The organism is Lentzea miocenica (assembly GCF_033949945.1).
Classification (GTDB): domain Bacteria; phylum Actinomycetota; class Actinomycetes; order Mycobacteriales; family Pseudonocardiaceae; genus Lentzea; species Lentzea miocenica.
Window position 1 is genome coordinate 230,868 of record NZ_JAXAVW010000012.1, and the last position, 13,316, is coordinate 244,183.

Below are 13,316 nucleotides of genomic sequence, written 5' to 3' on the forward strand. Positions count from 1 at the left end.
TGGAACCTAAGTTGCCGCCCTATCGAGTGGTGGCAGCTGGAGGAAATGTGACCGTGGCGGGTGAAGCCGGGTTACTCGAACTGATGGCCGGGCGACTGGCCAAAGACGATCTCACCCCACGTGCGGCGGAACTGGTGCTCGCGGCGTGCCGAGGCGAAGCAGCGCTGGAACGCGCGCTCGACGGCGTGCCGACGCGAGAAGAGACGCCGCGAGAGAGGACGGACGGCCCCGGACAGGGGATTTTCGTGTCGGAGATCCGTGTGCGCGGCTTCCGGGGCATCGGTCCCCAGGTCCGCCTGCCGCTGGCACCGGGTCCCGGACTGACCGTCGTCACCGGACGCAACGGCTCGGGCAAGTCGAGCTTCGCCGAGGCCGCTGAACTGGCGCTGACCGGCTACAACGCGCGCTGGACCCGCTCGCGGCACGACGTGTGGCGGCAGGGCTGGCGAAACCTGCACCAGAACAACACCCTCGTCGAGCTGGAACTCGTCCAGGCAGGGCAAGCGAACCGGACGACGATCCGAAGACGCTGGACCCCGGAAGAAGACCTGGCACAGGGCGAGTGGACACAGGACGGCCGGCCGTTCGACGACCGCAGATGGCACGACGTGCTGGAGACCTACCGGCCGTTTCTGCCCTACAGCGAGTTGAGCACGGTCCTCGACGCACAGCCGGAGGACCTCTACGAGGCGTTGCACAGCCTTCTAGGCCTGGAAGCGATCACCGAGGCGCAGCAATCGCTCGCTGAGCACCGCAAACGCCTCGCCGAGATCGTCGCCCGCCCCTACGACCGGCGTGAACGCGTGCGCGCGGAGCTGGCGGCGTCCCCGGACGAACGCGCCCGGCGCGCCGCCGCACTGCTCGGCAGCGACTCCCCCGACCTCGACGCGATCGCGGATCTCGCCCTCGGCGCGGACGTCGGCGGCGGAACCGGCCTGCTGCACCAGATCGTCGACCTGTCGCTGCCGCCCGACGACGAGATCGACAGGTGCCGCGAGAACCTCGACCTGGCGCTCGGCGCGGTGACCGTGCTGGCGACGGACAACGCGCAGGACTCCCTGCGGTGCAGCGAGATCCTGAGGCTCGCGATCCAGCTGCAGGAGTCCGGTGGCGGCCAGACGTGCCCGGTGTGCGATCTGGGCCGGCTCGACGGGCTGTGGCTGTCGAAGGCCAGGCAACGTGCCGAGCACCTCACCAAGGCCGCCGCGGAGCTGCACGAGGCCGCGGACCGGCTCGACGTGGCGGTCGCGGCCGCGCGGGCGTTGTGCCAGCCGATGCCGGACGTCCTGCTGGAGGCGCAGGACGTCCTCGACACGACGGCCTCGATGCAGGCCTGGCAGGCGTGGGAGGACTGCTTCTCGATCGACGACCCGGTGCGGCTGCGGCAGGAGTTGTTCGACCGGTATGCGGACCTCGTACAGGCTGTGGACCAGCTGAAATCCGTTGCGCGAGAGCAGATCGACCGGCGCGACCTGGTGTGGCGGCCGATGGCGCTCGCGTTGTTCGAGTGGCATTCCCAGGCGCAGCAAGCGCTTGCGGATGCCGAGGTGCTCGCCGACGTGACCGAGGCGGAGAACTGGATCCGCAAGACCGCGGCGACCCTGCGGTCCGAGCGCATCGCGCCGTTCGCCAAGGAGTCGCAGCGGATCTGGCAGCGGCTGCGTCAGCAGAGCAACGTCGACCTGGGCGCGGTGCGGCTCGGCGGCACCCGCAACGTCGAACTGGACGTGTCGGTCGACGGCGTCTCGAACTCGGCACTGGCGGTGATGAGCCAGGGCGAGCTGCACTCGCTGGGGCTCGCGTTGTTCCTGCCGCGCGCGATGGTGGACGAGAGCCCGTTCCGGTTCGTCGTGATCGACGACCCGGTGCAGGCGATGGACCCGTCCAAAGTGGATGGACTCGCGCAGGTGCTCGCCGACGTCGGCCTCACCCGGCAGGTCGTGGTCTTCACACACGACGAACGGCTGGTGGAGGCGCTGCGGCGACTCAGGCTTCCCGCGACGGTCTGGGAGGTCTGCCGCAGCGAGGAGTCCGTCGTGCGGGTGCGGATGTCCGACGATCCCGTGGGCCGCTGCCTGAACGACGCCCGCGCGATGCGGGGTGACGAGGACCTGCCGGAAGCACTGCGGGCCGAGCTGGTGGCGTCGTGCTGCCGGGCGGCCCTGGAAGCGGCGTCGCACGCCCGGTTCCGCCGCGAACGACTCGGCCGCGGCATGGCGCACGCCGAGGTGGAACGCGTCCTGGAGTGCGCGTTGACGACCAGGCAGAAGCTCGCGCTGGCCGTGCTCGACGACCTCGGGGAACCGGCGAAGCTGTTGCCGCACCTGGAGAACGTCGTCGGGTCGTGGGCGGTCGACCTGCTGCAGGCGTGCCGCGTCGGTGGCGACGGCGGCGACCTGGACGTGCTGATCCGTGACACCGAACTGCTCGCGGGGTGGTTGCAGCGATGAAGTTCTCCCCGGACGTGCAGGACCGGCTGACCTGCGTGGCGAACCTGCTGTCGCGCCCCGACCAACTCGACGGCGTGCGAATCCGGTGCTGTGCCGAACTGTTGCGCACGGCGGTGGAACGTTCGGTCGCCCGCGCGTGCGGCGCCGAGAACACCGATCAGCCGGTGCACGCGCTGCTGATCAGCCTTCCGTCCCATGTGGACGCCGACGTGGCGCACGACGCCACCCAGCTGTGGCACGCGCTGAGCCGCGCGATCCGGCACCACGGCTACGAGCTGACCCCAACCGTCGCGGAACTGCGTGGCTGGCACGCCGACACCGCGATGGTCGTGGAGGCGCTCCAGCCGAACCTGACCCTGTCCGGCACGATCGACCTCACCTGAAGGCACCGGTGAAACTGCTGCTGTTCGCGGACCTGCATCTGGACACGCGCTTTCCCAGCGCGGGTCCCGCACGGCGCCAGGCGTTGCGCGAGACGCTGGGCCGCATCGTGGATCTCGCGCAGGAATCGGACGTCGACGCGGTCCTCTGCGCCGGCGACCTGTACGAGCACGATCGCTGCTCCCCTTCGACGGCTTCCTTTCTGCAGTCGTCGTTCGACTGCTCGTTGCCGGTGTTCCTGGCGCCGGGCAACGACGACTGGTACGGGCCGCAGTCGGTCTACCAGCAGGTGGACTGGACGCCGAACGTGCACGTGTTCTCCTCCCAGTCGCTGACACCCGTGGAGCTCGCCGACGGCGTCACGCTGTGGGGTGCCGCGCACGTCGGGCCCGGCCCCGCGCGGGACTTCCTGGACGGCTTCGCGGTGAACCGGAGCGGGGTGAACCTGGCGCTGGGTCACGGTTCCGCGCCGGACGACGTCGCGATCACCGGGCTGGACCACGCGTTCCTGGGGCACGTGCACACGCCGGAGCACGCCGTTCGCTACACGTTCCCCGGCAACCCGGATCCGTTGACCGAGGACGAGACCGGCGAGCGCGGGGCCGTTCTGTGCACGGTGCACGACGACGGTTCGGTGTCACGCGAGATCTTCGACGTGTCGGCTTCGCGGTCGCTCGGGCTGGTGGCCGAGCACTCCGAGACGTTTCCGTTGCTGGACTTCGATTCCGTTGCCGCGGAACGGACCGTGCGCGGCCAGTTCGTGCGGGACGTGCTGGCTGATCCGTCTTTGGACACAGCTTTGCGCGGCCGCGTGCTCGCCGCCGGCCTGCGGGCGTTGGAGGAACGATGAGGATCGAGTCGGTGACCGCGCACGCCTTCGGGCCGCTGCACGACCGGACGTTGCCGCTGGCGCCGGGGTTGACCGTGGTGTCGGGCGTGAACGAGTCCGCGAAGTCGTCCTGGCACGCCGCGATCCGCGCCGCTCTGTGCGGTGAACCGTCCGCGCGGCACCGTCCGTGGCAAGGCCAGTCCTGGCGCGTGGCGGCGATGGTGTCGATGGAGTCCGGCGAGGTCGTCGCGGTGGACCGCGATCTGAACGACGACTCCGGCCCGGACGTCGCGCGCCGGATCGGCTTGGACCGCACGTCGTTCGCCGCCACCGCGTGCGTGGATCAGGCGCAGCTGCTGACCGTGCTGGACGCGGCGAACGGCCTGCAGGACCACCTGCGTCGTGCCGCCGCCACCGCGGGCACCGACGGCACGGTGGAACAGGCGTTGCAACGACTGACCGCGCCGGTAGACGAGTTGAAGGACGCCAGGAACCGCTTGCGCGAGGCCGAAACCGACCTGGCCGTGGCCCGTCGCGAACACGCGCGGTACCTGTCGTTGAGTGCACAGGCCCGATCGGCCGCCGCTGCCCGCGCACGCCTTGCCGTGCAGGAACACACGGCTCTGCTCGACGAGCTGCGCGCACGGGTGGCGCGGCTGAGTTCGTTGCAGGAACGCTTCGGCGACTCGCCACCGTCCGGCCTCGCCGCACAAGAGGAGCTGACCCACATGGTCAACCGTGCGCTGGCCGCGTGGCGTGCGGCGCCGACCCCTCGTGCGCTGACCGGACCTTCCGCGTCGACGCTCGAAGGCGAACTGGAAGCCCTCCCCGACCCTCCCGTCGGCGAGACTGCGCTGGACGAGGAACTCCGTGTCGTGGCAACGGCCTACGAGACCGCTTCCGCCGTTGCCGCCGCGCACGACGCACGCCGGCCCTCGCCGCCGACCACCGCCGAACCCTCGGTGCTGCGCGGCCTGGCCACGCGCCTGGACCCGGCCGCCGGCGCCCGCCTGACCACCGCGTCGATCGAGGTGGACAACGCCCGCCAGCGCCAGGACGAGGCAGCGGCCACCACGGCCCGCGCCCAGGTCCAGGCCGACGTGGCAGCGGCGCACGTGCAGGAGATCGCGATGCCGAACCCGTTCCTGCGCAACGCTTTGCTGGCTCTGAGCTGCCTGACCACCTTGGTGGGCGTCCTGCTCTTCCTGACCGGCCAGCAACTGGCCTCCGCCGGAGTCCTGGTGGCCGCACTGGTGGCCGGCGTCGGCGGCGCCCTGGCCCGCGGCAACGGTCCTGAGCGCGACGCCGCCGCCGCGTTCGCCGCCGAACAGGCCGCTCTGGCGACGGAGGCACGGGGCTCGCTGTTCATCGCGGACCGCAAACTGGCCGAGGCCGAGGGCCAGCGCGCGGTGGCGTTGGAAGCCGTGCGCGTCCACGACGAGGCCGTCGCCTCGTGCGCGTCGCTCGGCGTGCCCGCGGACCGCGAAACGTTGTGGCGCCTGGCCAACCGCGCCGCCTGGGAAGCCGTGCAGGCGGACCTGGTCTGCGAGGTCGCACGCACCGAGAAGGCAGTCCGCGTGGAACTGGCCGCACGCGGCAAGACCGACGCCGCGATGTCCGTCCCAGACCTGCTGGTGGACTACGAAACCGACTGCAAGGTCCGCGCCCGCCAGGCGCTGATGGCCGCCCAACGCCCACTTCTGGCGCAGGCACTGGAAGACCGCCGCCAGGCCGAAACCACCGTCGCCGAAGCCGCGGTCACCCACGCCCGTGCGTTCGATCAGCTGCGCGAGGCCGTGACCGCGATCGGTGGCCACGGCGAACGCCCGGAAGACCTGATGCGCGCCATCGCCGAGTGGCAACGCGGCTGGGACCGCCGGCTGCGCGAGGCCGAGGAAGAACGCAACGCGTGGACCGAACTCCAGTCGCTGCGAGCCGAGGGCACGGTGAACGACCTCGAAACCACCCTCTCCGCAGCCCAGACCCACCACGCCTCACTGATCGAAACCGCCCTCCGCTACGCCGCCTGCGACCCGGTCGACCCCGCCCTCGCCGCGTCGAGCGACTCGCTGGCCGGCACCGTCAGCGAACTGGTGCGCGGCCTGCCCAGCGTCCCCGACGCCGAAGAGGCCGTGCAGACCGCCGCGGTGGCCCTGGCCGAGGTGACCACCCAGGTGGAGGCCATCGACCTGGCCTCCCGCTACCTGACCGCGGCCCGCGAGAAGGTCCACAGCACCATCGCCCCGGCTCTCGAGGAAACCCTCCGCACCTGGCTGCCTTTGGTGACCGACGGCCGTTACGTCGACGCAGCAGTAGATCCGTCATCTCTGACCGTGCGCGTGTGTGCCGCATCTGAGACGTGGCACCAGGCGTCGTGTTTGTCTCTGGGCACAGCCGAGCAGGTCTATCTGCTGCTGCGCGTGGCCCTCGCCCAGCACCTGGCTTCCGAGCCGTGTCCGCTGTTGCTGGACGACGTGACTGTGCAGGCCGATGACGCTCGCACGCGCGCGGTGCTGGACCTGCTGCTGCGGTTGTCGGAAGACCGGCAGATCGTGCTGTTCGCTCAGGAGAGCTCGGTGGTGGAGTGGGCGCAGGAGCGGCTGGGTACGCGCGACGTGCTGCACCAGCTCACGCCGGTGGCCGCCTAGAGCACCCGCTGGCGGTGAGCCTCGAACATCGGCGCTCTCAACCCGTTCCGGTCGCTGACCTTCCGTCCTGAGAGCCGTGCGTCGATGAACGCCAGCACGCTCTCGAGACCTTGTGCCTGCGGACCCGCCTGGATACGCAGGCGATCGTCGACATAGATGAACCCGTGCTCGAACAGGTCGTCGCAACCGAGTGTGCAGGCGGCCAGGATGTTGTTCCGCCAGCGGCGACGTTCTGCCTCGGTGCAGTCGGCGCGGCGCTTGATGTGGGCGGCCCGCACGATTTTTCTCGGCAACCTCTCACCACACAGATCGCACGTGACCATCGGTGCGCTGCCGAACGCCCTTGCTTTCAGCCACGCCTGCTCCCGGCGGACGGTCGTCAACGCGACTCCGTTGACCTCGCCCTCGAACTCGTCGTCGAGGTCGTCCTCGTCGATGTCCTCGAGCTCCGGCTCGCCGAGCAGCTCAACGACCTCCTGGCCGGGGTACAGGATGGGCGCGCCCTGCCGGCAACCCGAGAGACGCAGCGCGTCCATTCCGCGATGACCAAGCTCGTCGACGCCGATCTGACGCCTGGCGTCGACCAACCGGACATCGATGCGATGGGGATACGGCCTGTCCGGCCACACCACGTCGGCCGAGTCGTACAACGGCCTGGTGACCTCCATGAAGAGAACCTGCTCGATGCTCACCTGCCGCCAGTTCTCCTCGGCGATGCGCGGCCCGCCGGGAGCCTTGTGCCCGAGCACGAGCAGATCACCTGGCTGCAGCGACGCCGCGTCATCGCGGTTGGCGCTCTTACTGAGCACCGAGGTCTCCCACCCCCAGACGCCGCGATCTTTGCCGATACCGAAGTTCTCCGCGGACTCCTTCCCCACGTACACATATGCCGTCTGCCCCAACGCCCACCTCACCGGTCGTCACCAAACAATCCACCCCAAACGATGAATACCACCTCCGGGTGACAACCGCAGGCACTTGATCGGCCGGACACAATGCCGCCGAAAATTGTCAGACCCCGTCGCTACCGTCGATCCCATGACCAACGCCGCCTTCCGCAAGCTCACCCCCGGCGCCGACGAGAAGCTCGCCGAGCTGGGCCTGCACCTCTCCGTCCTGGATCGCGCGATCGCCGCCGGTATCGACGCCCGCGCCGCATCGCCGCCGTTCGGGCCGACGAACGCGCCGGGGCTGCTCGACTGGATTCATCGGGTGGGCACGTTGCGGCAGTTGCTGGCGGCGGAGGGGTGGCAGCGGCTCGACCACTGGAACGCAGGGCTGGTTCGGCATCCGGCGCGGCCGATTCTGCTCGGCACGCTTCAGGGCAACCGCGGAACGGGGTCGCCGGACGCGCCATTGCGCAGTGACTATGCGAAGGGGCCTGCCATTGCGGCGATGATGCGGGACAACGACCACGACCAGTTCGCGCTGTTCGAGAACGCGCGCAACGAGGGGTTGAAGTTGTGGTTCCTGGTCACGTACCCGTTGCAGCTGGAGGATCGGCTTGTGGTGTTGCGGGAGGTGTCACAGCCGGAGCCCACGCCGCAGAATCAGATCATTGAGCGGTGGGCGCATCGGATCGTGTTGCCGCCGATGGAGTTTCCGCAGCGCAGGACACCCAATGTGGACGGTCCGGAGGAGGTGGACTTCCCTATCGCGTTGCGGCGGTGAGGTGGTGGAGGTTCAGCGGGTCGCGTCGAGCGCGAGTCTGGCCGGTGCACAAAAGCCGGGCGGGACCGCGACTCGCGGTCGGACCAGGCCCGTCGACGCGCAGCAGATCGGCGCCGTCCACACCGGATGCGTCCACCTGATCACGCACAACAGCGTCCTTCGTCCTGCCCAGCGAGACCCGCGTGGCAGCGCGGTACGGCAGCAGCGACAATGGCCGGATCATGCTCACCCCGTCGCGACTCACGCTCGCCCGCACCCGGCGCGGACTCACCGCGGCCGAGCTCGCGCGCAAGTCCGGGGTGTCGGCGCGGGCCATCGGCGAGTACGAGCGCGGGCAGCGGCGGCCCAAGGCGGCCACCGTCGAGTCGCTGGCCGGGGCGCTCGGGTTTCCGGAGGCGTTTCTGACGGCGCCGGAACCGCCGCGGCCGCAGAACGGGCCGCGCGATGTGCAGGCGAGTGCGGCGGCTCAGCTGGCGATCGAGTTCAACGGGTGGCTGGAGCGCCTGTTCGTGCTTCCCCAGCCGAACCTGCCGCCACCCAGGACGTCGCCGAGCAGCACGAGGGCGGCCTGGCGGCTCCAGAACGGGCCGGCGCCGAACATGGTGCAGTTGCTCGAGTCTCATGGTGTGCGGGTGTTCTCGCTGCCGGTCGACTGTTCGCAGCAGGAGGCGTTCTCCTGCTGGCACAACGGAACGCCGTTCGTGTTCCTGAGCCCGACGGCCACGCCGGAGCAGGCCAGGTTCGACGCGACGAGGCAGATCGCGGTCCTGCTCGGACACGACGAGCCCGACGAGTTCGCCGCCGAGTTCCTCATGCCGCGGGGGCAGTTGCGCGGCACGGACCACCGGCATTGGCACGTGGCCAAGGAGCGGTTCGCGGCCAGGACGCTCATCTTCGACAGCGCCCAGGGCACGATGCCGCGCCGGGAGACCTCGAAGCTGCTGACCAAGGTGTTCCGGGTGCTACGCGAGAACGGCACGACACCGCTCAACGTGGCCAAAGAGCTGAACCTGGGCCTGGAAGAGCTCAACGGGCTCGTGTTCGGGCTCGTCCTCACGGCACTGCCGGGCGGCGGAGAACCAGGACCGAGAGGACGCGCGCGCCTCACTCTGGTCCACTGATCAACCTGGGGGACCGGAAATGACGTTCTTGCGCTATCTCGTGGCGCTGCCGTTGATCGTGCTGAGCTACGCCGGCGTGCCGTTCGCGTACCTGACCATGTCGTCGTACCTGTTCCGCACGTCGTTGCCCGGCAGGAAAGACGAGTTCGACTTCGTTGCCGAGTTCATGAAGCACCTCACCGACCTGAACGGGTTCTGGCCGGTGCCGGTGGCGTTCCTGCTGTTCGCGGGCCTCTGGTGGATGACAGTGGCGTGGCCGAGGATCGCGTTGCTGCCGACAGTGCCGGTCGCGCTGGTTGGCGTCCTCACCGGCGGCCAGAGGTCACTGCTGGCTCTGGCGGCGCCGGCGGTCGCATGGGGACTCGCGTGGATCGCGGCGAAGGTCGTGTCGTGGCCGGTCACAGGGGACGTCCGGCGATCGGCTGTCGAGGTCGCCATCGGGTTGCGCGGCGGCGGAAGACTGCGGGTGCAGTCGCGCAGGCTGCTGCTCGACAAGCTGCCGCCCCCGAGACACGCGGAGTCGCCGGTCGGACGCGTCGCGATCCCGTTCGACCGCATCAGCCACGTCGAGGCGGGGGCCGTGCGCACGGCGGCGCAGTGGCGGTTCGGCAACACCAGTGAGCTGACCATCTCGCCGGGGCCGGTGCTGCGCGTCATCGGTGGCGGGCAGGAGTGGCTGCTGCCGGTCGACGACATCGACAAGGCGACGCGGCTCGTCGTGGAACGCTCGAAGGCGCGCGCCAAGCCCGACCCGAGGCCGGCGTTGGAGAGCACGCGCTGGTCGAACGCCAAGAAGTTGTGGGATCTGCAGGGCAAGCAGTCGATGACGCCCAACCTGAAGAAGGTCAAGCACGGAACGCACCACACGATGCTCGTGCTGAGCGTCCTCACCGCGGCGATGGCGGGTTATGCGGTGTTCCGGATCTTCACCGACAGCTGGGGCTTCCTGATCGGCGTGCTCTTCTTCGGCGGCGTGTCCTACGGCACGGCACGCGCGTGGGCGTCCATGGGCGCCACGCAGAAGCTCGCCGAGGAAAATCCGCGGCCACCGATGGCTGAGGATCCCGACCCGCGTCACAGTCCGGTCACTACATGGAGTTGCCAGCCTGTTATACTAGGCCAAACGAGCGATTTGTGAAACGCATCGCCCGGCATACCCGACACTGAGAGTGACGGGATGCCGAGTCGTGAGGACGCCACATGACGATGCAGCAACGCACAGAACCTTCGCCCGCCGCAGTCCTGATCTCCGTTGCCGTGCTCGCGCTGGTTCTGACCGTTGCTTTCGGCCCGCTGGGCTTCGTCATCGGGCTCGCGTTGTTCGCGTTGATGTTCATGGGCACCAAGCACAAAGCGCCCGAGCAGATCGTCCTCACGCGCACCCGCTCCCGCATCCGCCGCCTGTCCACGGCCGGGCGGGTCGCGATCGTCGGTGAGTCGCACTACCAGGACGCCATCGCGGAGGTGGCGAGGCATTCGACGGCGTACGAGCTCGGCGACGCCATCCCCGCCACCGCCGTGCTCGTGCCGGAAACCGCCAACCGGCACGACGACCAAGCGGTGCGGGTCGACCTGCTGCGCGGGGACGGGTCCGCGATCACCGCCGGCTACCTGCGTGGCGACCAGGCCGCCGACTACCGGCCGCTGCTGGTCGAACTGGCCGAACGCGGCGAGGTCGGCTCGTGCCCGGCCCGCATCATGGGCGGCGGCCATCGCTACTACGGAGTGCACCTGCACCTCGGCACCCCGCGGCTCCTGCTGCTCGACCACGAGGCCCTGGGCACCGCACCGACGTTGCCCGCCGAACACCAGGTCAACGTCACGGGCGAGGAAGCCCATCAGCACGTGCTGCACCGCGTGGTCAACGGCCGCACGCCCGTCCACGTCATCGCCGAGCTCCGCGACTGCCGCATCACCCAAGGCAGCCACATCGGCGAACACACACTCGAGGTGCTCCTCGAAGGCGAACGCATCGGACAGCTCACCTACGCGATGGGTCTGCGCTACTGCGACGTCGCGCAAGAGTGGCGCGCACGCACGGGCCGCGCACTCTGCGAAGCGGTCATCACCAACGAGGGCACGCGCGGTCTTCAGACGAAGCTGCTGCTGCCCAAGTAGTCGGCGAACGTCCGCGGCGCACGACCGAGCACCCGCTGCACGCCGTCGGACAGATGGGCTTCTTCTCCCGTGCGGATGCGCACGAGCAGCATCGTGACCAGGTCGGCGATCTCGTCCGGGTAGCCGAGGCCGCGCAACGAGGCGGCGAACTCGTCCGGCTCGACGTCTGTGTACAGAATGGGATTGCCGGTCACCTCGACGATCCGCGCGAGCATCTCCGCGAACGACAACGACTCGGACCCGCTCAGCTCGTAGGTCTGCGCTGCGTGGTTGTTTCCACCCTCGGGCTGGGTCAGCGCCGCAACGGCGACCTCGGCGATATCCAATACATCAATGAACGGGTGGACGCCTTGACCTGCGGGCACGGCGAGCTCGCCGTGCCGCACGGGCTCTGCGAACAGGTCCTCGTCGAAGTTCTGCATGAACCACGTCGGGCGCAGGATCGTCCACTCGACGCCGGAGTCCTTGATCGCCGCTTCGAACGGGTCGTCCTCGGGAGCGCCGCGCATGGACAGCAGGACGAGGCGGGTGACGCCGGACTTCACGGCCAGCGGCACGAACTCGGCCAGTGTCGCGGGGTTGTCCGGCGGCACGACGTAGACGGCGGTGGTGCCGACGAGGGCGGGTTCCCAGGTGTCCTGAGTGGACCAGTCGAACTTCGTCGCCGACGAGCGCGACGCCGGACGCGCCGCGGGGCCGAGGAGTGAGGTGACGCGGCGTCCGGTCTTGCCGGTGGCGCCGAGCACGAGGACGGTCGCCGGCTTGATCTCGCTCAATGTTGACATGACTAGAGCTAATCAACATTGACGCGGACGATCCATGCTTGATCGGCCGCCATCCTTGCTCGTTCGTCCACGTGGTACTCAGTGGGGCATGAGTGAGCGTGATCTCGTGGACCTGAGGGATGCGTTGCGGGCGTTCGCCGCCGCCCGTGACTGGGACAGCTACCACACCCCCAAGAACCTGGTGATGGCGTTGTCCGCGGAGGTCGGCGAGCTCACCGACCTCTTCCAGTGGCTGACGCCCGATGAGGCGAAGAATGCAATGAAAGACCCAGAACTCGCCTGGAACGTGCGGGACGAGCTCGCCGACGTGATGCACTACCTGACCAGGCTGGCGGACAAGCTCGGTGTCGACCTCGTCGAGGCCGCGTTCGCCAAGATCGAGCGCAACGAGCGGCGGTTCCCGACCGGGAGCCTGACGCCCGTGCCCCTGGAAAAGGGTTACGAAGAAAGGTGAGCTGTGAGTCTCCAGAACGTGCAGGTCCTGCACGTGCACCAGAAGGTCACGTTCATGACCAACCGCTATGAGGTCTTCGTCGACAACGCCGGCGAGCCGGGCGAGCTGGTCGGGTTCGCCGAGCAGAAGAAGTTCAAGATCAAGGAACGGATCACGGTCTACACCGACTCGTCGAAGAGCCAGGTGCTGTTCGAGTTCAACGCCCGCAAGGCGCTCGATCTGGGCAGCGGCTACGACGTGACCGACGCGAACGGGCAGTCGATCGGGTCGTTCCGCAAGGACTTCGCCAAGTCGCTGCTGCGGTCGACGTGGCACCTGGAGCAGCCCGGCTGGGGTCAGACGACGGGCGCTGAGCGCAACAAGTGGTTCGCCGGTTTCCGCCGGCTGTGGCAGTGGATCCCGATCGTCGGAGAAGCACCGTTCCCCATGAGGTATCACTTCGACTTCACCACGGAGAACGGCACTCCCGTGTTCAGCGTCGACAAGAAGACCTGGGTCCGCGACCACTACCTGGTCCCGATCCAGGATCCTGGCGTCGACCGCCGGCTCGTGATCGCTCAGGCCGTCGCGCTCGACGCGCTGCAGTCCCGCTAGAGGTACGTCAGCAGGAGGAGGATCAGGCACACCAGCAGCACGACGCCGAGCACTGCGGGCAGGAGTGACTGCGATGACGGCGCGGGCTCGCGGGCGTGCCTGCCCCGCCTCCTGCGCGCTCGCCACCGCAAAGGTGCCTCCCCTGCCCACTGATCGTTCATGACGATCACGGTAGGGATGAACAAGGCGCGCTTGACCCGCATCACCCGCTCGCCTGGGTCCATCACCCGGACGGCCCCTGAAGCATGCGAAAGGCATGTGAACA

At 69.0% G+C, this 13,316-nt stretch carries 14 protein-coding genes; 10 read left to right on the forward strand and 4 right to left on the reverse strand.

Going from position 1 to position 13,316, the window contains the following annotated elements; translation table 11 throughout:
• Positions 1–83: 83 nt before the first annotated feature.
• From SK803_RS16735 to SK803_RS16750, 4 genes are read left to right on the forward strand one after another with little or no spacing between them, the layout of a single operon-like run.
• Positions 84–2,450 (forward strand): AAA family ATPase, encoded by a 2,367-nt coding sequence (locus tag SK803_RS16735; protein WP_319966924.1) that lies wholly within the window; start codon positions 84–86, stop codon positions 2,448–2,450.
• The gene (locus SK803_RS16740; RefSeq protein ID WP_319966925.1) at positions 2,447–2,833 is read left to right on the forward strand and encodes a hypothetical protein; all 387 of its coding nucleotides are present in this window, start codon (positions 2,447–2,449) and stop codon (positions 2,831–2,833) included. The genes SK803_RS16735 and SK803_RS16740 overlap by 4 nt, the downstream gene beginning before the upstream one ends.
• Before the next feature lie 8 nt (positions 2,834–2,841).
• Complete coding sequence (locus tag SK803_RS16745) at positions 2,842–3,681, forward strand: metallophosphoesterase family protein (protein ID WP_319966926.1); 840 nt, start codon at positions 2,842–2,844, stop codon at positions 3,679–3,681.
• On the forward strand, positions 3,678–6,308 hold the full coding sequence (locus tag SK803_RS16750; protein ID WP_319966927.1) for an ATP-binding protein: 2,631 nt from the start codon (positions 3,678–3,680) through the stop codon (positions 6,306–6,308). Before SK803_RS16745 ends, SK803_RS16750 begins: the two co-directional genes overlap by 4 nt.
• On the opposite strand, the gene SK803_RS16755 is transcribed toward SK803_RS16750, so the two are convergent.
• Positions 6,305–7,222 (reverse strand): hypothetical protein, encoded by a 918-nt coding sequence (locus tag SK803_RS16755; RefSeq protein ID WP_319966928.1) that lies wholly within the window; start codon positions 7,220–7,222, stop codon positions 6,305–6,307. The genes SK803_RS16750 and SK803_RS16755 overlap by 4 nt on opposite strands.
• A 124-nt stretch (positions 7,223–7,346) precedes the next feature.
• Here SK803_RS16755 and SK803_RS16760 point away from each other — a divergent pair, with 124 nt between their 5' ends.
• Positions 7,347–7,979, forward strand: a complete 633-nt coding sequence (locus SK803_RS16760; protein WP_319966929.1) for a hypothetical protein — start codon at positions 7,347–7,349, stop codon at positions 7,977–7,979.
• Here SK803_RS16760 and SK803_RS16765 read toward each other — a convergent pair.
• A complete protein-coding gene (locus SK803_RS16765; RefSeq protein ID WP_319966930.1) occupies positions 7,960–8,202 on the reverse strand; it encodes a hypothetical protein in 243 nt (80 codons plus the stop codon). The genes SK803_RS16760 and SK803_RS16765 overlap by 20 nt on opposite strands.
• On the opposite strand from SK803_RS16765, the gene SK803_RS16770 reads away from it, so the two are divergent.
• The 3 genes from SK803_RS16770 (at position 8,201) to SK803_RS16780 (ending at position 11,218) form a co-directional block, all read left to right on the forward strand.
• On the forward strand, positions 8,201–9,100 hold the full coding sequence (locus tag SK803_RS16770; RefSeq protein ID WP_319966931.1) for a helix-turn-helix domain-containing protein: 900 nt from the start codon (positions 8,201–8,203) through the stop codon (positions 9,098–9,100). The genes SK803_RS16765 and SK803_RS16770 overlap by 2 nt on opposite strands.
• A 19-nt stretch (positions 9,101–9,119) precedes the next feature.
• The gene (locus SK803_RS16775; protein ID WP_319966932.1) at positions 9,120–10,238 is read left to right on the forward strand and encodes a hypothetical protein; all 1,119 of its coding nucleotides are present in this window, start codon (positions 9,120–9,122) and stop codon (positions 10,236–10,238) included.
• Between the two features lie 62 nt (positions 10,239–10,300).
• Entirely contained in the window at positions 10,301–11,218 is a 918-nt protein-coding gene (locus tag SK803_RS16780; protein ID WP_319966933.1) for a hypothetical protein, read from the forward strand.
• Here the strand turns inward: SK803_RS16780 and SK803_RS16785 are convergent.
• Positions 11,191–12,003, reverse strand: coding sequence for a Rossmann-fold NAD(P)-binding domain-containing protein (locus SK803_RS16785; protein WP_319966934.1), 813 nt, complete (start codon positions 12,001–12,003; stop codon positions 11,191–11,193). The genes SK803_RS16780 and SK803_RS16785 overlap by 28 nt on opposite strands.
• Positions 12,004–12,091: 88 nt before the next feature.
• Here SK803_RS16785 and SK803_RS16790 point away from each other — a divergent pair, with 88 nt between their 5' ends.
• A complete protein-coding gene (locus SK803_RS16790) occupies positions 12,092–12,457 on the forward strand; it encodes a nucleotide pyrophosphohydrolase (RefSeq protein ID WP_319966935.1) in 366 nt (121 codons plus the stop codon).
• A gap of 3 nt (positions 12,458–12,460) precedes the next feature.
• Positions 12,461–13,051 (forward strand): LURP-one-related/scramblase family protein, encoded by a 591-nt coding sequence (locus SK803_RS16795; RefSeq protein WP_319966936.1) that lies wholly within the window; start codon positions 12,461–12,463, stop codon positions 13,049–13,051.
• Here SK803_RS16795 and SK803_RS16800 read toward each other — a convergent pair.
• The coding region (locus tag SK803_RS16800) for a hypothetical protein (RefSeq protein ID WP_319966937.1) at positions 13,048–13,316 on the reverse strand (269 nt) is incomplete at its 5' end. The genes SK803_RS16795 and SK803_RS16800 overlap by 4 nt on opposite strands.